At 55.9% G+C, this 20,886-nt stretch carries 16 protein-coding genes and 1 tRNA gene; 14 read left to right on the top strand and 3 right to left on the bottom strand.

Annotated features, from left to right (window positions below):
* Positions 1–47: 47 nt before the first annotated feature.
* Positions 48–746, top strand: a complete 699-nt coding sequence (locus tag GNX18_RS09035) for a molecular chaperone (RefSeq protein WP_166217258.1) — start codon at positions 48–50, stop codon at positions 744–746.
* Positions 747–752: 6 nt separating this feature from the next.
* On the opposite strand, the gene GNX18_RS19860 is transcribed toward GNX18_RS09035, so the two are convergent.
* The gene (locus GNX18_RS19860) at positions 753–1,127 is read right to left on the bottom strand and encodes a hypothetical protein (RefSeq protein WP_371808093.1); all 375 of its coding nucleotides are present in this window, start codon (positions 1,125–1,127) and stop codon (positions 753–755) included.
* Between the two features lie 343 nt (positions 1,128–1,470).
* Here GNX18_RS19860 and GNX18_RS19855 point away from each other — a divergent pair, with 343 nt between their 5' ends.
* The gene (locus GNX18_RS19855; protein WP_371808092.1) at positions 1,471–1,746 is read left to right on the top strand and encodes a hypothetical protein; all 276 of its coding nucleotides are present in this window, start codon (positions 1,471–1,473) and stop codon (positions 1,744–1,746) included.
* Positions 1,747–1,842: 96 nt separating this feature from the next.
* On the opposite strand, the gene GNX18_RS09025 is transcribed toward GNX18_RS19855, so the two are convergent.
* Both GNX18_RS09025 and GNX18_RS09020 read right to left on the bottom strand, forming a co-directional pair.
* Positions 1,843–4,335: a TcfC E-set like domain-containing protein gene (locus tag GNX18_RS09025; RefSeq protein ID WP_240914317.1), complete on the bottom strand. Its 2,493-nt coding sequence runs from the start codon at positions 4,333–4,335 to the stop codon at positions 1,843–1,845.
* 55 nt (positions 4,336–4,390) lie between these two features.
* Positions 4,391–4,948 carry a hypothetical protein gene (locus GNX18_RS09020; RefSeq protein ID WP_138233878.1) on the bottom strand — a complete coding sequence of 186 codons (558 nt, stop codon included), beginning with the start codon at positions 4,946–4,948 and terminating at the stop codon, positions 4,391–4,393.
* Between the two features lie 310 nt (positions 4,949–5,258).
* Here GNX18_RS09020 and gltX point away from each other — a divergent pair, with 310 nt between their 5' ends.
* The 12 genes from gltX (at position 5,259) to GNX18_RS08960 (ending at position 20,871) form a co-directional block, all read left to right on the top strand.
* Complete coding sequence (gene gltX / locus GNX18_RS09015) at positions 5,259–6,734, top strand: glutamate--tRNA ligase (protein ID WP_166217252.1); 1,476 nt, start codon at positions 5,259–5,261, stop codon at positions 6,732–6,734.
* 359 nt (positions 6,735–7,093) lie between these two features.
* Complete coding sequence (gene galU / locus GNX18_RS09010) at positions 7,094–8,005, top strand: UTP--glucose-1-phosphate uridylyltransferase GalU (RefSeq protein WP_166217249.1); 912 nt, start codon at positions 7,094–7,096, stop codon at positions 8,003–8,005.
* A gap of 187 nt (positions 8,006–8,192) precedes the next feature.
* Positions 8,193–8,268: transfer RNA gene (locus tag GNX18_RS09005), tRNA-Ala, on the top strand.
* 289 nt (positions 8,269–8,557) lie between these two features.
* Positions 8,558–9,349 (top strand): ABC transporter permease, encoded by a 792-nt coding sequence (locus GNX18_RS09000; protein WP_166217246.1) that lies wholly within the window; start codon positions 8,558–8,560, stop codon positions 9,347–9,349.
* The gene (locus GNX18_RS08995; RefSeq protein WP_166217243.1) at positions 9,346–10,050 is read left to right on the top strand and encodes an ABC transporter ATP-binding protein; all 705 of its coding nucleotides are present in this window, start codon (positions 9,346–9,348) and stop codon (positions 10,048–10,050) included. Before GNX18_RS09000 ends, GNX18_RS08995 begins: the two co-directional genes overlap by 4 nt.
* 21 nt (positions 10,051–10,071) lie before the next feature.
* Entirely contained in the window at positions 10,072–11,286 is a 1,215-nt protein-coding gene (locus GNX18_RS08990; protein WP_166217240.1) for a hypothetical protein, read from the top strand.
* A 47-nt stretch (positions 11,287–11,333) separates the two neighbouring features.
* Positions 11,334–12,968: an SLBB domain-containing protein gene (locus GNX18_RS08985; protein ID WP_166217237.1), complete on the top strand. Its 1,635-nt coding sequence runs from the start codon at positions 11,334–11,336 to the stop codon at positions 12,966–12,968.
* A 150-nt stretch (positions 12,969–13,118) separates the two neighbouring features.
* Positions 13,119–14,033 (top strand): glucose-1-phosphate thymidylyltransferase RfbA, encoded by a 915-nt coding sequence (gene rfbA / locus GNX18_RS08980; RefSeq protein WP_166217234.1) that lies wholly within the window; start codon positions 13,119–13,121, stop codon positions 14,031–14,033.
* A 127-nt stretch (positions 14,034–14,160) separates the two neighbouring features.
* Entirely contained in the window at positions 14,161–14,709 is a 549-nt protein-coding gene (rfbC, locus tag GNX18_RS08975) for a dTDP-4-dehydrorhamnose 3,5-epimerase (protein ID WP_166217231.1), read from the top strand.
* A 128-nt stretch (positions 14,710–14,837) separates the two neighbouring features.
* Positions 14,838–15,698: a dTDP-4-dehydrorhamnose reductase gene (gene rfbD, locus GNX18_RS08970; RefSeq protein ID WP_166217228.1), complete on the top strand. Its 861-nt coding sequence runs from the start codon at positions 14,838–14,840 to the stop codon at positions 15,696–15,698.
* A gap of 296 nt (positions 15,699–15,994) precedes the next feature.
* The gene (gene rfbB / locus GNX18_RS08965; protein ID WP_166217225.1) at positions 15,995–17,074 is read left to right on the top strand and encodes a dTDP-glucose 4,6-dehydratase; all 1,080 of its coding nucleotides are present in this window, start codon (positions 15,995–15,997) and stop codon (positions 17,072–17,074) included.
* A gap of 53 nt (positions 17,075–17,127) precedes the next feature.
* Positions 17,128–20,871, top strand: a complete 3,744-nt coding sequence (locus tag GNX18_RS08960) for a glycoside hydrolase family 99-like domain-containing protein (RefSeq protein ID WP_166217222.1) — start codon at positions 17,128–17,130, stop codon at positions 20,869–20,871.
* Positions 20,872–20,886 lie beyond the last annotated feature (15 nt).

Genomic DNA, 20,886 nt, shown 5'->3' with positions numbered 1-20,886 from the left:
AGCAACCGCTAGAATGTAGCGCTATTTCCCCATTTGCCACGATATTCATGAAGAAGCTGTTGATCGTTCTGCTGTTGCTTGTGCAGCCCGCCGAGGCGGCAATGACGCTGGACAAGATAATCGTCTATCTCACAGATGCGCCGAATTCCCGTGACGATATCCTGATCAGCAATCCGGATGAAGCCCCGCTGTACCTGGCGACCGAGATTTACCGCGTAGACAACCCGGGGTTGGAAAATGAAGCGCGGGTGCGTGTTACCGATCCCAAAGAGTTTCGCATCCTGGTCAACCCCGCCAAGGCAGTACTGGCACCGGGAACCCGCAAGCGATTCCGGATCATGTCTCTCGATACCGAGCTTGATCGGGAACGGGTATACCGCGTTACGTTCAAACCGGTAGTAGGGGAAATCAAGAGCGATAAACCGGCGGTAAAAATTCTGGTCGCCTACCAGGCACTGGTCTTTGTTCAACCTGAGAATGGAAACTACGCCTTCCGCCTTGAGCGGAGAGACAACGCCCTGCAACTGACCAATACCGGAAACGTCAATGCGCAGGCCAGTAACATGGAGGTCTGTGCCTCAGAGATGTCGTGTACCCCGCTGGAATTCAGTGAGCGGGTATATCCCGGCGAGACCGTGAGTATATCCCTGCCGGAAAATGCCGCCGGGATCCGGGACGGTTTCCTCCGCTTCACCGCCGTCAACAACAAGCAGTCCTCAACGGTCAACCTCCCGCTGGCTCCGTGAGCCCATTCACTCGGCCTCAACGGTCAGTGTCAATGTGTCCTGATAGCTGTGCGCCTGCAGGTTTTGCAGGCGGCTGGCGGGTATTGTCAGCTCCAGCAGCATATTTTCTTCGCTGCCTGAATTGCACTCCTGTTGCGCGTGCCCGCGCCAAGTGGTGGTGGTGTAGCTGCCTTCGTGGAGATTCGTCCTTCTGCGCGGGCCGATCAGTGCCCACGCCCGCAGATCATATTCAACCGTCTGGTCGCCGCTGATTCCCTTCAACTGAAACGAAGCGTTTCCGTGGAGGCTGTCTGCTTTCAGGCGGAAATCGGCGGCGTCTGTGGTAAATACGCAGAACGTCTGGCTCGCCTGAATATCCTCGCCCACCGAAAGCAGGTGCATGTCCTCAAGGCCGCTGATACGAATTTGTGTCGGCTGGGAAACAATCACGCCGAACGGCAGCGCCGGTTCCAGATTGGCTTTGCCGCCCGAGTCGGCACTTTGGCAGTCCGGCTCCTGCCAGCTCCCTTCGCACTGGTACAGAGAAAAATAGAAGTTTCCGCTGTACTCGCCGGCGGCAAACTGGCCGCTCTGCGGTGTGATGCGTATTTCTACGGGAATCTGCTGACCGTTGGCCGCACCGGGAAATGCCTGGCTCTGGGCATTGGGTAAAAACTGGAATTCCGCCCCACTGGGCTTGTAGCGGAACCAGATATCCACGGGAACGGGACCGGAGGGGCCGTTAATGACAAAATTTTTGCCGGAGGGGTCGGTATCGCCGGCAAGCGCTACGGTGAAATTGCGTGGTTCTTCACACGGTTCTACCTCCCACTGGTTGCCGCCCCACCAGGCCCAGCAGCTGCGGATGGAGAAATCTTCAACAATCTCGCTGGCCCCATCAGCGGGCTCGATAAACTGGTTCAGTCCGCACACGCCGATGGCTTTGTCACCATTGGGAGAGTTTTCCGGTTCGGTCACTTCGGCGCCGTTGGTGCAGGGAAAACGGTTCGACGAGGAATAGGATTGCTGCGCGTAGGTCTGGTCGGTACAGCGTGACAGTAGCAACAGCAATGCGATCAAAACCAGCGAATGGTTTTTTCCGCCGGCATAGTGGCGGTCAGTGCGAAGCATGGGCCACCTCGGAGAGACAATAACCCCGGTTCAGCTCTATATCACCGAGATTGATCCAGTGCTCGCTGTGTACCTGTTGGCCGATAGCAATCTGGCAGTCGCCCCATTGCAGCGGCGGCGATGTGCGCGCGTTCGGGGGCAGGCGCAACTGCATCTGGAAAATTCCGAATTCATCGGTCACCGCGCGGCGGTCGCCGATTGAGATGCTCACGCCCGCAGCGGGATGGCCCTGCTTGAGTATTCTGCCCAGAACGAGCACCACGCTTTCAACTTCGTAGTCAGACCTGGTCACATTACCCGGATAGAGGGTAATTTCTTCGGAGTGCTCCTCAAAATCGTAAAACCCGTCGCCCAGCGGGCGCAGGGTGACATCGTAGGTGTTGAATGCCGGCAGGTTGATCGCCGATATCTCGTCGCCGCGCGCGTAGCCGCGGCGAATGCCGTCTACCAGTACTTCAAAGTCCTGGTCTTCGCTGCCTTTGATATCCACGAGAATGGCGCTGTCCAGGGCCGACTCGCCGCCCCAGGCAAACGCGTCGCCGTCGCTCATCAGGTTGGTGCTGAAGGTGCCGAGATAATTGAGCGAGCGGAGGTCATTGCGGGCGTCATTGTTCCAGTCGAAGGTTGCGCTGGCCTGGCCGCGCAGCCCGGCAGCGCGGCTGACGCTGCGGAGATACTGCTGGTCTTCCGACAGTTCGGCGGAAAACTGCTGATCCACCACCATTGACCAGCGGTCGCGATCATTCCACGTACTACTCAGCCCCAGAAACGGGGTGGTGCCGGAATGACTTTTTTCCACCCGTGAACGGGCACTGTGGTACCAGTTCTCGCCGCGGCGCCGGAACTCGACCGTGGCGCGGGTGAAGGCGATGCCATCGGCGTCGCTGTGGGAAAGAAAAATATTTCCCTGCCAGAACCGATTGCTGAAAATGCCGCGGCGGAATTCGAGCGTCTGCAGTCGATTGGCGCCGGCCAATTCCGAGTCCAATACAAAATCGCTGTCATTTACCGACAGGGCACGGCTTCTTTCCGTATAGCGCAAGCTTAACTGGCCACCGAGCAGCGGTGTGCTGATATTGGCGGAGCGGTTGCTGTAACCGTTATTGAGCAGCGAAAAATCCCGACGGGCCGGGTTTGGGCTATCGCCGAGACGTGTCTCGCTGACCCCGAGCGTGAAATACGGTGTCTTCAGGCTGCCATAGAGGCGATGGCCGTTGCGCCCCTCTGCATGCAGCAGACTCGGGGAAACTTCCAGCCAGGGCAGTATCCAGCGCCCCCCCAGTTCCACGGCGGATTCCTCGCCGGTGGCGGCCAGGTTAGTGAACATACCGAAATTGTTGCTGAGTCGGCGGGCCGTACCGGCCTGTACAAAATATTCGTCGTGCCGGTCCGGCAGTGTACTGCTTGGATTTATCTCCGCCGGGGTACCGGCCTGCAGGCTCCACTGCCATTCACCCAGCGCAGGCAGCTGGGTGTCTTTGGTAAAAAATTCCCGGTACTCATTGATTACGCGCCCGCCTTCATCGTAAGTGCGGACTTCGATTTCATAGGCCCCGTCGGGAAACGTTGTGGTGTCTATCAGTTGGTTGCCGGCTTCGAGCAGGGCGCTGTAGATCAGGCTTCCATCCCGCAATATTTCCAATCTCCCGCGGATCGGCATGTTCACCTCCACCGGTGAACCCAGGCGGTACTCGCGGTCGACCCGGCTGTTGTCGCTGCTGCGATATTCAACGCCGTACAGATAGGGAGCGCTTACAAACGCGCCAAAGCCGGAATAGGGCTGCAGCAGGCCGATGGAGTAGGCGCGGCCCCGGTAGTCCCGCGTCCAATGCAGGCGATAGAGTTGCGTGCTACCGGCATTGTTCAGGGTCCAGTGGCCGTGCAGTCCGCTCTCCCCGAAACTGACAATGGTCTGCCCGTAGAGCGCGGCGGTGTGTGCGCTGTTGTTGCCTTCCACACCCGACCAGGCGCCACTCAGATTCTGCAGCAGGGAGAACCCGGCGCGGGCGTCAGGCAGGTAGGGATCCTTTATCGCCGCCTGTTGCGGCAACAGTGCCGGTGAGAAAAATACATCGACCCGAAAGCGGGATTCGTCGTAGATAATCCCCAGCTCTGCGGGCTGCAGAACCCCACAATCCTGTTGTTGCCGGGTGTAACAGACTTTGGAGGAGTGGCGCGCGAGGGGGTGCGAAAGGAGTGTGAGCACGCGCTCCGGCTGTAGCGTCTCTGGCAACAGGTTCGCCGTGGCGTGCGGGTCGCGGAAGGTCACGTCCTCAAGGGTAACCGTCACAGGAACGCTGCCCACAAAGCGTCCTCCGAAATAGAGATCGGCAACCAGCTCCTGTGCATCGGTAAACTCAGAGAAACCCGCGGGTGTACCGGTTTCCAGTACAAACGCGGTCGCGGCCGCGGCGAACGAGTCGGCGGCAGCCAGTATGCCCATACACAGTGAACACGCGGCGACTGCCCAGCGAAGCATAGAAAGAATCAGATGGCTCCCGGCAGCGGATGCCGCCGGGAATCAGTCGATGCGATCAGTTGTCAACGGTAACGGTGACAGTCAGGGTGTCGCTGTAATCGGCCGCCTGGGTGGCCGCTTCCCACTCGGAGGAGGGGATGGTCACGAAGAGCTTGGCGTTGTCAGTGCCACAGCCGAGGTCGCCATTTTTCGCGTACTGGCTACTCACATCGCCGTTGCTGTCGGCACTGGCCGCCGGGGTTGTGGCGCCAACGCTGTCAGCAAACCCAACCTGGTAGGCGATCTGATCGGCGCCACTTTCCAGCTCAAAAGGTGCATCGGTGGCCGTACCGCTACCAGTGCTGCCGTTCAGGCTGCTGAAGGCAATGGTGTACTCGTTGAAGCCGAGGCCGCCCACGCAGAAGGATTCGGAGCCCACAATGTCGCTGCCCGGAGCGGTGTTCTCCAGGGAGAGGCTCATGTCGTTGAAGTTCTTGGCAACAATGCTGGTGTTCACATCAAGGGTGATGCCAACAGTGCCAGTTGAGGTGCTGTCACCGACGTTGCCCTGAGTCGCGGCCAGAGCACCGGTGCTCGCGAGCAGGGCTATGAGTGCGGAAATGCCTTTTTTCATTTTGGGTGTCCCCTACGAAATCTTGTAGTGTTGTTGTCGGGCTCGAGCCCAGGCGCCGACTACCGCAGGTTGGCGTTAGTTCCTCCAACTATGCCGGCATCGGCGCGATCATACGGTTTTTGTGATAGCAGTCACGCAAATTTTGAGAAATATTGCTTGTTTTTTGTGGTTAGTTCATTGGGGCGGGTTATACAGGTTTGAGTGGCGTTTGATTCAACTTTTCGAGCCCACTGGGCGCTCTGGGGCGGTGGCGATATAATGCCGCTCCTTTTTTTCTCATCCCTTTGTCCACCCAGAATCCAGGTTTCCAATGACCGTAAGAACCCGTATTGCTCCTTCCCCCACCGGTGATCCCCACGTAGGTACCGCCTATATCGCCCTGTTCAACCAGTGCTTTGCCCAGGCCCAGGGTGGCCAGTTCATCCTGCGTATCGAAGACACCGACCAGGTGCGCAGCACCCCCGAGTCCGAACAGGCAATCCTCGACAGCCTGCGCTGGCTGGGGCTCGACTGGGCCGAAGGTCCGGACGTGGGTGGTCCGCACGGTCCGTACCGCCAGAGTGAACGCGGCGACATATATAAGAAGCACTGCAACGATCTGGTGGCCAAAGGCCATGCCTTCCACTGCTACCGCACCGCGGACGAACTGGAGCAGCTGCGCGCGCAGTTGCAGGAAGCCGGTCGGGTAACCTTGAAGCCGAGCGACCTCGCGCTGCCCGCGGAAGAGGTGGAGAGGCGCAAGGCCGCAGGAGAGCCCTATGTGGTGCGCATGAATGTGCCGGAATCCGGCACCTGCGTGATCGAAGACCTGCTGCGCGGCACCATCGAGATCGACTGGGCCCAGGTGGACGCCCAGGTGCTGCTCAAGTCCGATGGTATGCCCACTTACCACCTGGCCAACGTGGTGGATGACCACCTGATGGAAATCACCCACGTGCTGCGCGGTGAGGAGTGGATCAACTCTGCGCCCAAGCACAAGCTGCTGTACGAGTACTTTGGTTGGGATATGCCGGTACTGTGCCACCTGCCGCTGCTGCGCAACCCGGATAAGACCAAGCTGTCCAAGCGCAAGAACCCGACCTCCATCCTTTATTACCAGCGTGCCGGCTACATGCCTGAGGCTCTGCTGAACTACCTCGGCCGCATGGGTTGGTCCATGCCGGACGAGCGCGAAAAGTTCACCCTTGACGAGATGCGAGCGCACTTCGATATCAAGCGCGTGTCACTGGGCGGCCCGGTATTCGACGTGGAAAAACTGAGCTGGCTGAACGGCCTGTGGATTCGCGAGCTGGAAGACACACAGCTGGCCGACCGCCTGCAGAACTGGCTTCTCAACCGTGACAACCTGATGAAGGTCCTGCCCCACGCCAAGGGGCGTATGGAGACCTTCGGTGATTTCGCGCCGCTGGTCAGCTTCCTTGCAGCCGGCAAGCTGGACCTGAGTGAAACGAGCTTCGCCAACGGCAGCAAGCTGGAGCTGGAAGAGCAGAAGCGCCTGTTGCAATTCGCCCTGTGGCGTCTGGAGGCCCTGCGCAGCTGGAGCAAAGACAACATTTTTGCCGCGATGAAAGAACTGTCCGCGCAGATGGAGATCAAACTCAAGGACTTTAACGCGCCGTTGTTTGTCGCCATCAGCGGTACCACCGCGTCCTTCTCCGTAATGGACGCCATGGACCTGCTGGGCCCCGACCTCAGCCGCGCGCGCCTGCGCCAGGCCATCGAGGTACTGGGCGGTGCCGGTAAAAAGGTATTGAAGCGCTGGGAAAAAGAGTACGCCTCCCTGTAGGAGCCTGCCTGCAGGCGAACCTCGGCCGATGCTGATTGCACCCCACGTAGGAGCCTGCCTGCAGGCGAACACTGATCGCACCCTGTGTAGGAGCCTGCTTGCAGGCGAACACCGAACTCCGGAAAGTTCGCTTGCAAGCAAGCTCCTACAGACCGATGCCGTCCCACATCACTCTCGGCTGGCACTTATTTTGCTGTAGAAATCTTGAACAATTGTCTGTACAAAAAACAAAGCCGCCAGCCGAATCAGGCAGTCACCTGCTCCTGTGTGACATTTGTCACAATTCGCATGTAGAATTCGGCGCAGTTTGGATTAACGGATTAACCCGGAAGTAACGAAAAAGGAAATAAGGAAAAAATATGACGACCGTAAAGAAAGCAGTCATCCCCGTGGCGGGGCTGGGTACACGCATGCTGCCGGCCACCAAGGCCATCCCCAAGGAGATGCTGCCGATTGTCGACAAGCCGCTGATCCAGTACGTGGTCAACGAAGCAGTCAAGGCCGGCATTAAGGAAATCGTGCTGGTTACCCACGCCAGTAAAAACGCCATCACCAACCATTTCGACACCTCCTTCGAGCTGGAAGCCCAGCTGGAAAACCGCCTCAAGCGCCAGCTGCTGGACGAAGTGCGGGCCATCATCCCCAAGGATGTAACGATTATTTCCGTGCGCCAAGCGGAGGCCAAGGGCCTCGGCCACGCCATTGCCTGCGCGCGCCCGGTAGTGGGCGACAACCCCTTCGCGGTATTGCTGCCCGATGTCTTGGTGGATGAATACGCAGCGGACCTGACCAGCACCAACCTCGCGGCCATGGTGCGCAACTTCGAGGCCACCAGAGCCGGTCAGATCATGGTGGAGCCGGTGGAGTGGGCGGAAGTCAGCAAGTACGGCGTGGTGGATTGCCTGGGCGCGGAGCTGTCGGTTGGCGGTGTGGCCAAGATTGACGGCATGGTGGAAAAGCCCGCAGTGGATGTGGCTCCCTCAAACATGGCCGTGGTCGGCCGCTATGTGTTGCCGGCAGAAATCTGGGGCCTGCTGGAAAAAACCGCTCCCGGTGCCGGTGGTGAAATCCAGCTGACCGACGCCATCGACGAGCTGCTCAAGCAGCAAGCGGTGGAGGCCTACCGCATTGTCGGCCGCAGTCACGATTGCGGCAACAAGGTGGGCTACATGATGGCCCAGCTCGAATACGGCCTGCAGCATGCAGAAATCGGCAGGGAGCTGAAAAAGTTCCTGTCTACGCGCGCAAGTAAGGAAACTGTTTCCGCCTGAAGCGGCGGGGTTGGTTCAGCCGGGAGGCGGCTTTCCCGGTGGTGACCAGAACTCCAGGTTAGGCTCCAGAGTTTGAGTGCTAACTATTTGATTAAAAAGTTGTTTTTTCTTGTTGACACCCGGAGGTTCGCTGTTAAAATGCGCCTCGCTTTCGGGGGAAACGCAACACGAAAGCGCAGCAAAATTTGGGGCTATAGCTCAGCTGGGAGAGCGCAACACTGGCAGTGTTGAGGTCAGCGGTTCGATCCCGCTTAGCTCCACCAAATACGAAAAGCCGCATCCGAGAGGATGCGGCTTTTTTGTTTCTGGTTTGCTGCCAAAAAAATTGTCGTGAATTACAGCGCGTGTAATCACATGTAATGGCATTGCCGGTGATTCTCGATGCTCATTCAAGTAGAATTGCCCGCTCGCATTTGCGGATGCATGTCGCGCTTTTTGCGTTTGTTGACGGCATTTTTGGGATAGATCTCCCAGGTTTGGAATATTTTTTTTCTCAGGGCCCGGTTTCAGAAATAACTACCCGGCATAGCCATAAAAGCAAGACAAATTCCCATGTATCCAGGTATCCAGCGCAGCCCCTGGCAGATCCAGCGCGACGTAATTCGCGCGCTGCTGATCCGCGAGATGAAGACCCGCTTCGGCAAGTGGCGTCTCGGGTATGCGTGGGTATTGCTGGAACCCGCCATGCATATCATGGTGCTGGCGGCCATCTTCAGTTTTATGGGACGGGAATTTTACCCTGGCATCCCCACCATGCTGTTTATGTTGGGCGGCATCGCGCCGTTTATCTTTTTCAGTAACTGCTTCAATAAAGGTGTGGCCGCGGTTGAGTCCAATCGCGGTCTGTTCAACTACCGCCAGTTGCGTCCCTTCGACGCTGTGCTTTCCCGTGTACTGCTGGAATTCGCCATCTACCTGTTTAGCTTGGTTGTGCTGTTGGGCATTCTGGCCTGGTTTGGTATCACTGCTCGCTTCAATGACTTTCTGCTGCTGGTGGTAATCAACCTCCTGTTTTTCGGATTTTGCCTCGGCATCAGTCTCACCATGTGCGTGGTGGGCACCAAGTATCCGGAAGTTTCCAGGTTTGCGCCGATGATTGTGCGCCCGCTGTATTTTATTTCTGGCGTGTTCTTCTCACTGGAGCAGGTGCCGCAGGAGTATCACGGTTACCTGTCCTGGAATCCGCTGCTGCATATGATCGAACTCACCCGCGAGGGGCTGTTTGCCAGTTACCACGGTATGTTTGCGAACTTACCCTATCTGGCGACGAGCTCGCTGGTCATGCTGGCATTCGGGCTGCTGGTGTACCGCAGTCAATGGCGAGACCTGGTGCGCAGCCAATGATCGAGTTGCGTAATCTCACCAAGTCGTTTCGCACTCCGGCGGGTCGCAAGGTGCTGTTTCGGGATGTGAACGCCTTTTTCCCCGAGGGAAAAAACATCGGCATTCTCGGCCGCAATGGCGCGGGCAAGACCACCTTGCTGCGGATCATGGGCGGCATTGACTACCCGGACTCCGGGCGTGTGATTACCGACCAGCGCATATCCTGGCCCATGGGGCTGTCCGGCGGTTTTCAGGGCAGCATGACCGGGCGCGAGAATGCCGCTTTTGTTTGCGGTCTTCACGGTATCTGGGGCAGTGCGAAACGCAAGGTACTGGACCGAGTGCAGGATTTCGCCGAGATCGGTGACTATTTTGACGCGCCGGTAAAAAGCTATTCCTCGGGCATGCGCTCAAGGCTCGCCTTTGGCTTGAGTATTGCTGTGGATTTTGATTACTACCTGGTAGACGAAGTCATGTCCGTGGGGGATGCGCACTTCAAGCACAAGTGTGAACAGGTGATCGAAGAAAAGCGCAAGTCCGCTAATTTCATCATCGTCGCCCACAGTATGCCGCTCCTGAAAAAAAATTGTGATGTGGGGCTTTTTCTGGGGCCTTCAGGTCTGCAGATCTTCGACACTGTGGATGAAGCGATCCGGCTCTATCAACAGGGTTTACCCAAACCGGCACAAAACAGCCCCGCGCAACCGCTGGCGGGCGCATAGGGTGCATAGTAAAGAAGCATTATGGAAGCTGTAGAGAAAACAACAACTGAAGTGGAGCAGGCTGGCCAGAAGAAAGCCGCCAGAACAGCGCGCGCAATTTTGCGCAAACTGACGGCTGCTGGTGACGGTCGTAAACCGGCGTGGATAAAACGCCTGAGTGGCGCTACCGTTTTTGTGCTGCTGCCACTGCTCGCGGTGAGCGCCTATTACCTGTTCTGGGTGTCAGACCGCTACGTGAGCACTACCCAGCTGATTGTGAAAGACAACAGCAGCAATCAGGGTATGTCGTCCTCTCTCGGTTTTCTGGTGCCGGGTATGGGTTCAGACAATCAGGACGCTTTTCTCGTGGTGAACTATATCCAGTCGCTGGATATGGCGCTGTACCTAGATGAGACATTGAAGCTAGCGGAGTATTACAAAAGCGATCAATACGATGTGTTTTCTCGCCTGGCGGCCGATGCGTCGCAAGAAGACTATCTGGAGTACTACCGCAGTCACATCGCTATTGGTCACGACGAAACCAAGGGCATCATCACCATTGAGATGCAGGCGTTCGAGCCGGAATTCGCGCGGCAATTGGTGGATACCGTGGTGCGCAAATCAGAAGATTTTGTTAACGCCATCAGTAACCAACTCGCGGACAAGCAGGTCTCGTTTGTGCGCAGTGAAATGGAGCTGGCACAGGCAAAACTGCGCACCAGCAAGCAAAACATTCTCGATTTCCAAAACCGCAATAACGTGGTCAGCCCCGAAGAGCTGACCAAGGGCATCAGCGCCATCATCCAGGGGCTGGAAGCAACGCTCGCGGAGCAGCGGGCTAAGCTCACCGCGGCAAAAACCTACCTGCACTCCGATTCCTCTCAGGTTGTCTCGCTGCAGGCGGAAATCAATTCCATCGAACAACAGATCGAGGCGGAGAAAGTGCGCCTTGTTGGTGTCTCCAAAGAAGGGGGGGAGGAGCGCCTCAATAGCCTCAATGCACACTTCCAGAACCTACAGCTGGATCTCCAGTTTGCCATGGATGCGTACCAGGCGTCCCTGACGGCGCTCGAAACCGCGCGTATGGAGGCCTCGGGCCGGCTCAAGCACCTGATGGTCATCAGTCAGCCCTCCGTGGCGGAGGAGGCGGAATACCCGCACAAGCTGTATAACCTGGCGAGCCTGGCTGTGATCCTGCTACTGCTCTATGGCATTGGCAGAATGCTGGTAGCCAGCATCCGCGATCATCGCGTGTGAGCACAGTAAACATGAAAAAAATGAAACTCCTGAAATCGACATCCGCTATGGCAAAACAATCATTCCGCAAGGGCAGGATTTTCAGTCTGCTTGTTCTTTTGGGCCTGGCGTCTGGGGCCTGGGCGCTGGACACCCAGCAGCTGGATAAAGAACGTCAACAGGTGAAGGCTGGCGATCATCTGCCGGCGTTTGGTGAGTCTCTGTTCAAGGGTGCTTTCAAGGATCAACCGTTCCGCGGATTTAACGGCGGCTACCGCGTAACCGTTGGCGACCAGATTGCGCTGCAACTGTGGGGGGCCTACAGCTTTAACGCCGTGCTTACAGTAGACGCGCAGGGCAATATTTTTATCCCGGAGGTAGGGCCGGTCCACGTGGCGGGCGTCGATAACGGCGAGCTGAATAACTTTGTACTGCGCCATGTAAAGCGTGTGTTCAAGAATAATGTACAGGCCTACGCCAATCTCGAAGCCAGCCAGCCGGTAAAAGTGTTCGTTACCGGTTACGTGAAAAGTCCCGGGCTGTACCCCGGATTTTCATCCGACTCCGTTCTGTACTACCTGGACAGTGCCGGCGGCATCAGTCGTGAGAGCGGCAGTTTTATCGACATCAAGGTCTTGCGGCAGGGCGAAGAACTCCAGCGTATAAACCTGTACAACTTTTTGGTTGACGGGCGGATGCCGGCACTGCAACTGCGCAATGGCGACTCCATTGTGGTGGGGCCGCGGCAGGGCTTTATCAGTATTGAAGGGGCAGTGCAGGAGTCCGGGCAGATTGAATTTATAGGCCCTACCACGCAATTGGGTGAAATGCTGATGGTGGCAAAGCCTGATCCTCAGGCCAACTATGCGCGCATTACCCAGGTCATCGACGATGAACAGCAGGCGAGCTATATGCCGTTGCAGGAGGCCCTGCTCACACCGTTGCACCCAGGTGCGCACGTTGAGCTGGTCAGCGACAGCGACATCAGCAGTATCTCGGTCCGGGTGAACGGTGAGGTCGATGGGCCGGCGGCTTATGTACTGCCATACGGCGCTACCCTGCAGGACCTGCTGGACAAGCTGCGCTACCGGGATAACGCCGATCCTTTCGCGATTCAGCTTTACCGCAAAAGTGTGGCAAAAAAACAGAAGGTCGCGCTGGAGCGCTCACTGGATGCGCTGGAAATGGAGGCGCTTACCCGGCAGCCGACCACCACCTCCGATAAGGCCTCGATCAAAGATTCCGCGGCCATGATCCAGAACTTCATCGCCAAGGCGCGCAATGCCAAGCCTCGTGGGCAGGTTGTGCTGGCGAACAATATTAACGCCGGCGCCATGCTATTGGAGGATGGCGACGAGCTGGTAGTGCCGCTGCGCGCCTCTACCGTCTCTGTGGTGGGTGAGGTGATATTCCCCACGTCGCTGGTCTTTAACGAGCGCAATACCTTGGAAGATTACATCGAGCTGGCGGGTGGTTTTTCCAACAATGCCGATACCGATGAGCTGGTGGTATTGCACCTGGACGGCACCATCAGCCGTATCAAGGAAAGCAAATTTGATAACCGCCTGAAAGGCATCCTTCGCCCGGGCGATGAGATCATGGTGATGCCAAAAATTCAGGCAAGTGAGTTACAGGTCACTAAAGACGTAACGGAAATTCTCTACCGTATTGCGGTGGGAACGGCGGCAGTGCTCTCGTTCTGAAAATGAAAATTCGCGCGGCCAGGTAAATTCTGGCCGCTCATAAGCGCAGTAAAAATTGATGTGGCAAAGTGCGCACGAAAGGTGAACTTGGCCTCAAACTTGCTGAGCAGTGTTAGGCCAAATTTAAGCAAAGTGTAATTGGGGGAGTGAATGAAAACAGGGAATGCGTCACGAAAGGGAATAATTCTTGCCGGTGGCTCCGGCACCCGCCTGTACCCGCTCACAAAAGGGGTGAGCAAGCAGCTGATGGCGGTGTACGACAAGCCGATGGTCTATTACCCACTCACTACACTGATGATGGCGGGCATCCGCGATATCCTCATTATCACCACGCCGGAAGAGCAACCGCTATTCCGGAAGTTGCTGGAAGATGGCAGCCAGTGGGGTATCAATCTTTCCTATGCCGTGCAGCCCTCGCCGGATGGCCTGGCGCAGGCATTCCTGATCGGCCGCGAACATGTGGGCAACAACCCCAGCGCGCTGGTGTTGGGCGATAACATTTACTACGCCGAGCACTTTACCGAAACACTGAAGCGCGCAGATCAGCGCGCCGAGGGCGCAACGGTTTTCGGTTACCACGTGGCAGACCCACGTGCATACGGCGTGGCGGAATTCGACAGCACCGGCAAGGTCATCAGCATCGAAGAAAAGCCGGCGCAACCAAAATCCAACTACGCCGTTACCGGTTTGTACTTTTACGACAACCAGGTATGCGACCTGGCGCGGGAGATCAAACCGAGCCCCCGCGGCGAGCTGGAAATTACCGATCTCAATCGCATGTACCTGGAGCGGGAACTGCTCAACGTGGAACTGATGGGCCGCGGCTCCGCCTGGCTCGACACCGGTACCCACGACAACCTGCTGGAAGCAGCACAATTTGTACAGACCATCGAGCGCCGCCAGGGCCTGAAGATCGCCTGCCCGGAAGAAGTCGCCTTCCGCAAAGGCTTTATCGACGCAGAAGCACTGGAAAAACAGGCGCAACCGCTAATGAAAAGCGGCTACGGCGAATACCTGATGCAGATACTCGCCGAGTCCAAAACCGACCACCGCTTCACCCGCTAAGCCCGGACGCCACCACCGCCTGTAGGAGCCTGCCTGCAGGCGAACTAACCGTAGGTTGCGCAAAAAAGCAAAGCGACGTGCCCAACAAACAAACCCCGGGCACCAGAAACACCAAGTTGAAATGCCAATGAACGTAATAGAAACAAACATCCCCGACGTAAAAATTCTAGAACCCAAAGTCTTCGGCGACGAACGCGGCTTCTTCCTGGAAACCTACCGTCAGGACTTCTTCAACCGCGAGTGCGCCGAGCGCACCTTCGTGCAAGACAACCACAGCAAGTCCAGCCAGGGAATCCTGCGCGGCCTCCACTACCAGACCCAGAACACCCAGGGCAAACTCGTGCGCGTTACCGCCGGCGAAGTGTTCGATGTAGCCGTAGACCTACGCAAAAGCTCCCCCACCTTTGGCCAGTGGGTGGGCGTACTGCTGAACGAAGACAATAAACGTCAACTGTGGGTGCCGGAAGGCTTCGCCCACGGCTTCTACGTCACCAGCGAATACGCCGAGTTCGTATACAAGTGCACCGACTACTACGCCCCAGAACACGAGCACTCCCTGCGCTGGGACGACCCGGCAATCGGTATTGAATGGCCCCTGGTCAACGGCGAGCAACCAAAACTCTCCGCCAAAGACGCCGAAGGCAAATTACTAAAAGACGCCACCGTCTTCGCCTAACCCTCGTCGTCATCCCGGACCCGGTCCGGGATCCAGAAAACAACCGTACCGTCATCCCGGACTCGATCCGGGATCCAGAAAACAACTGTAGGAGCCTGCTTGCAGGCGAACCCACAAGCGCAGAAAAAATGAAAATCCTGATCACCGGCAAAAACGGCCAACTGGGCCAGCAACTACAAAAGCAAGCTCCGTCCGATATTATTGTTATCGCCCACGGCCGCGAAACCTTGAATATCGCAGACAAAGAGCAAGTGTTTGCAGTACTGAAAGAGGAAAAGCCTGATACCGTAATCAACGCCGCCGCCTACACCGCCGTAGATAAAGCGGAAAGTGACGCGGATCAGGCCAACGCCATCAACGCCCAAGGCCCGGAAAACCTCGCGCTGGCCTGCCGAGAACTGGGCATCCGTTTGATCCACGTCTCCACCGACTTCGTGTTCAACGGCAAACAATCCCATCCTTACCAACCGCAAGACCAACGCCAACCACTGGGCGTGTATGGCGAGAGCAAAGCCCGCGGCGAAGAAGCGGTAGAAGCCATCCTCCCGCAAGCCATCATCGTACGCACCGCCTGGGTCTACGACCGCGAAGGCGGCAACTTCGTAAACACCATGCTGCGCCTGATGAACGAGCGCGAGCAACTCGGCGTAGTGGCAGACCAGATCGGCACACCCACCTGGGCCGGCACACTGGCGCAGGCCCTGTTTGCCCTGGCAAAAAATCCCGAAGCCAAAGGCATCTACCACTGCACCGATGCCGGCGCCGCCAGCTGGTACGACTTCGCCGTCGCCATATTCGAAGAAGGCAAAGCCGCAGGATTGCTGCCACAGGAAAAGCAGGTACAGATCAAGCCCATCGCCACCAGCGACTACCCAACTCCCGCCACCCGCCCGCACTACAGCGTGCTGGACAAAACCCGGTTGGTAACGGAAACAGGGCTCGAACAAACCCACTGGCGCCAAGTCCTAAGAAAAGTCCTGACACAGTAGCCAGACAAAATACGCCCCGGCACCCCATGTAGGAGCCTGCCTGCAGGCGAACCCAGGCTCCACAACCCAACCGCCGGCAACACCAAGCCCCCGCTTGGCACATAAGACGCGTCATTCCGGCGAATACCGGAATCCAGGCAAAAATTTACCAAACACCGTCACTCCGGCGCAGGCCGGAGTCCAGAGAAAAAATTACTAAGCCCCGTCATTCCGGCACAGGCCGGAATCCAGGCAAAAAATTACTAAGCATCGTCATTCCGGCGCAGGCCGGAATCCAGACCAACGGAACGAAAACAATGAACAACCTACTGGTAACCGGCGGCGCCGGCTTTATCGGCGCCAACTTCGTCCACTATTGGATGAAAACCTACCCCCAAGACAAGGTCGTCGTGCTGGATGCACTTACCTACGCCGGCAACAAAGCCAATCTCGACCCGGTCGCAGAAAACCCAAACTTCGTGTTCTGCCACGGCAATATCTGTGATACCGCCCTGGTAGAAACCCTGCTGAAAGAACACCGCATCGACACCCTGGTGCACTTTGCCGCAGAGAGCCACGTAGACCGCTCCATCACCGGTCCGGATGCCTTTATTGAAACCAACATCATCGGCACCCACAACCTGCTCAAAGCCGCCAAAAAAATCTGGCTGGATGAAGGTCTCAATAAAGAAAACCATCGCTTCCACCACGTCTCCACAGACGAGGTATACGGCACCCTCGGGCCCAACGATCCCGCGTTCAGCGAGACCACTCCCTACGCACCAAACAGCCCATACTCAGCCAGCAAGGCCGCATCCGACCACTTGGTGCGCGCCTACCACCACACCTATGGCCTGAATGTCACCACCAGCAACTGTTCCAACAACTACGGTCCTTACCACTTCCCGGAAAAACTGATCCCCCTGGTGATCACGAATATCCTGCATGACAAGCCACTGCCAATTTATGGCGATGGCCAGCAGATCCGTGACTGGTTGTATGTGGAAGATCACGCGCGTGGAATTGATTTGGTAATCAAAAAAGGCCGCTTGGGTGAGTGCTACAACATTGGCGGCATCAACGAGTGGGCCAATATAGATATCGTCCAGTTGATTTGTGAGCTGATGAACAACGAATTTGCGGAAGATCCTGCACTGAAAGAAAAGTTCCCCAATGCTCAAAAAACCCAGCAGGGAGCGGCTCAGGACCTCATCACATACGTCACTGATCGCGCGGGGCACGATCGGCGCTACGCTATTGATCCGGCCAAGTCCAACAATGAACTTGGGTATCAGCCTGTGGAAAGTTTCGAAACAGGTATTCGCAAAACACTGCGCTGGTACTTGAGCAATAACAGCTGGTGGCAATCTGTCATCAGTGGTGAGTACCAGAAGTAGTTTTTCGAATCGAACCCAATCCAAACTGTTATTGATTTTAAATGTAAGGAAATATGAAAGATTTATTCAAACTGGGACGTAAAGGGAAGGCATCATCTGACTCCGAAAACATACTGTTAATTCACGAGTCTGGCCTGTTTAATGAGGACTGGTACAAGGAAAGTAACCCAGATGTGGCTGAGAGTGGCGAGAGCCCGTTGGTCCACTTCTACTATCATGGGTTCAGGGAAGGGCGGAACCCTTCGTACTTGTTTGATATAAATTGGTACCTCGAAACCCACTCCGATGTGAAGCAGGCGGGGCTCAATCCGCTGATTCACTATATTCTGCATGGTGAAATGGAGGGCCGTAACCCATCTCCCTGTGTTGATATCGCGTATGTCCGCCGCCAAGTTGCCGAGCCTATGGAAGGTTTGGCCCTCAGCTATTTTTACAGGCACATAGCGGCCGAAAAGTTGAGTCCCCTTCCGGAGTTCAACACACAGTATTACCTGAGTGCGAACCCGGATGTTGAAGAGTCTGGCATGGACCCGTACTTCCACTTCCTTTTTCAGGGGATCAATGAAGGACGGAATCCATCGCAACTCTTCGATATCTCGAAATATAAAGCGGAAAATAGTCTGTCGGAAAATCCTTTCTGGCATTACCTGACCGTTGGTAAGGCAAAGGGATTACCCATAAGGCCTTTGCACAGCGCAGCACCGGCCCAGGATGGAAGTCTGGATCTTTTGACTGAAATCGTTCGCTACCGGGGCCCCGGCGAGGGCTATGAGGATTTCCAATATAAAAGCAGGTCCCGAAAGGCCGCCAAAGTAAAGGCGCTTGCCTATTACCTGCCCCAATTCCACCCCTTCAAAGAGAACAGCGAGTGGTGGGGGGAAGGTTTTACGGAGTGGACCAACGTAACCCGGGGCCTGCCAAGATTTAAAGGGCACTACCAGCCGCACCTGCCCCGCGACCTTGGCTACTACGATCTTCGTTTGAAAGACACGCTCCAAGCTCAGGCTGAGATGGCACTGGCGGCCGGTTTACACGGGTTTTGCTTCTATCACTACTGGTTCAATGGCAAGCGCCTGATGGACAGTCCCGTTAACATGCTGATGGAAAACCCGGATATCGAACTGCCATTCTGTATCCTCTGGGCCAATGAAAACTGGACCAGAACCTGGGATGGTCTCGAGAACAATATTCTTATTGCACAGGATTACCGCGACGAGGACGACGAGGCATTTATCCGGGATCTCGGAAGGCATTTTGCCGATCCCCGCTATATCCGGGTTGATGGCCGCCCGTTGTTCTTTATCTACCGTCCAGGAATCATCCCGGATGCGGTAAACAGAATCGAGAAATGGCGTAAGCTGTCTGTTGAGCTGCTTGGTGAAACGCCGTTGTTTTTCATGGCGCAGGCCTTCGGCGATAACGACCCCAGTGTATTCGGCATGGACGGCGCCGTTGAATTCCCGCCGCACAAACTGGCTCAGGGGCTTGACTCCAAGGCACAAGAACTCGGCCTGGTGGACCCTGGATTTACCGGCCACTACCCGCTGTATGATGAACTGGTTGAGCGCAGCTTGGAGGTGGAGAAGCCGAATTTTGACTTGATCCGCGCGGTTACACCCAGTTGGGATAATGAGGCTAGAAAGCCAGGCCGTGGTATGGGTTTTATTGATTCCACGCCAGAGAAATATGAGCGCTGGCTGGCGAGTATGGTGAAATATGCCGAGGCGAACCCGATTACCGGTGATGAGTCCTTTGTTGTAATCAATGCCTGGAACGAGTGGGCGGAAGGCGCACACCTGGAACCTGATGTCTACTGGGGTAGCGCCTATCTTAATGCTACCTACCGAGCCGTTCACGGACTGACCCGCCAGGAGGGCAAAACCAAACTCGTACTGGTGGGCCATGATGCCTACAAACACGGTGCGCAGCTGCTGACACTCAACATTTTCAAAACCCTGGTTCAGGATTTTGGCATTGATGTTGAGCTGGTACTGCTTGATGGCGGCCCGTTGGTCGAGGATTACCAGAAGATCGGTAAAACCCATGTAGCTCACGGTGACATCGCCATATTCCGGGATATTGTCAAAGAAATCACCGGACGCAGTAGTGTCGCCCACGCGATCTGCAACACAACCGTTACTGGCCACTGTACCGAAGTGTTGGCAGAAAGCGGCTTGAAAGTAATTTCCTTGGTTCACGAACTGGAAACTCTGATCAAAGAGTACGCGCTCGAAGACCGGGCTAAGGCGATTGCAGATAACGCAACTTCAGTCGTTTTTGCGTCGTCCTTCGTCAGGGATTCTTTCGAGCGTGTGGTAGGTTCAATTGGCGACAAAGCGGTGGTTAAGCCCCAGGGCATCTATCAGAAGCTTCAACCCGACAGCAACAGCCGCAAATCTCTGCGCAAAAAGCTGAATCTGCCGGCCAGCGCTAAAATTGTGGTCAATGCCGGTTTTGCCGACTTGCGCAAAGGGTTTGATCTTTTTGTCAATGCCGCGCGGGCTGCACTGGCAAAAAGCACCGATTATCACTTTGTCTGGTTGGGTAACGTTGAACCCGGACTCAAGAATTGGATACTCCGGGATATTGCGGGCAGTGATCTGGAAGCGCACCTTCACATTGTCCCCTTCACCAACGAGATCTCCCTCTACCTGCAGGGTGCGGATGTCTTTGCCATGACATCCCGGGAGGACCCTTTCCCGTCCGTAGTACTGGAGTCCCTGGCTCTTGGCACTCCGGTGGTGGGGTTCCAAAACGGCGGTGGCTTTGTGGAACTACTAAGCGATGAAACCAATGGTGCAGTGGTGCCAATGGGGGACGTTGATGCGTTGGTCAGTGCCATAGAACAACAAATCGCCAATGACAGTGAAGCGCGTCGCACCACGCGTCGTGCGTGGGCAATGGGTACATTCGACTGGAAAGACTACGTCTTTGGTCTCGTCGAAATGCTGATGCCGGAACTGCGCAGGGTTTCGGTGGTGGTTCCCAACTATAACTATGAGAACCATATAGGTCCCCGCCTTGAGACTATCTTCGCCCAGAACTATCCCGTCTATGAGGTGATCGTCCTGGACGACAAGTCCAGCGATGACAGTGTGTCAGTGATCGAAGCCACCGCAGACGTCCACCAGAGAAAAATTGAGCTGATCGTTAATGATAAAAACTCAGGCTCTGTGTTTCGGCAGTGGGACAAGGGTGCGAGGTTGGCCAAAGGCGAGCTTCTGTGGATCGCCGAAGCGGATGATCTGGCATCGCCAGATTTTATTAGCGAATTAGTCAGTGGGGATGATTTCGATCTGGCGTACTCTGACTCCAGACAAGTCGACCAGAATGGAGCACTACTGGCGGAAAGTTACAATTACTATTTCAAAGAGTTCGGTGAATCGGCATTCACCCACAGCTTCAGTATGCCTGGCAGAAACTTCTTGGCGGAGTTCCTGGCGGTCAAGAATGTCATCATGAACGTTAGTGGCGTGATCTTCAAAACTGATAGTTTGTGTGACGCCCTAGATGGAATAGGTGACGATCTTTATGAATACTCGGTGGCGGGAGATTGGTTCTTGTATTCTGAGCTGCTGGCAAAAGAGAATGCGCAGATCAAATTCTGTTCAAAAAGTTTGAATACTCACCGCCGGCATCAAGGTAGTGTTACCCATTCTCTGAAAGCTGAGAAACATTTCGCTGAAATTTTTTCAGTTCAACAAGATGTAGCGTCTAGGGTGGAAGTAAATAGCAGCATTAAAAAAAGAGCCAAGTTGCATTTGAAAGATGTAAAAATTCACTTGAATTTAGCTTAAATAGTTAGTGGTTTA

The organism is Microbulbifer sp. SH-1 (genome assembly GCF_011326135.1).
In the GTDB taxonomy this organism is placed as follows: Bacteria; Pseudomonadota; Gammaproteobacteria; order Pseudomonadales; family Cellvibrionaceae; genus Microbulbifer; species Microbulbifer harenosus.
This window is presented reverse-complemented; position numbering and strand designations above follow the sequence as displayed.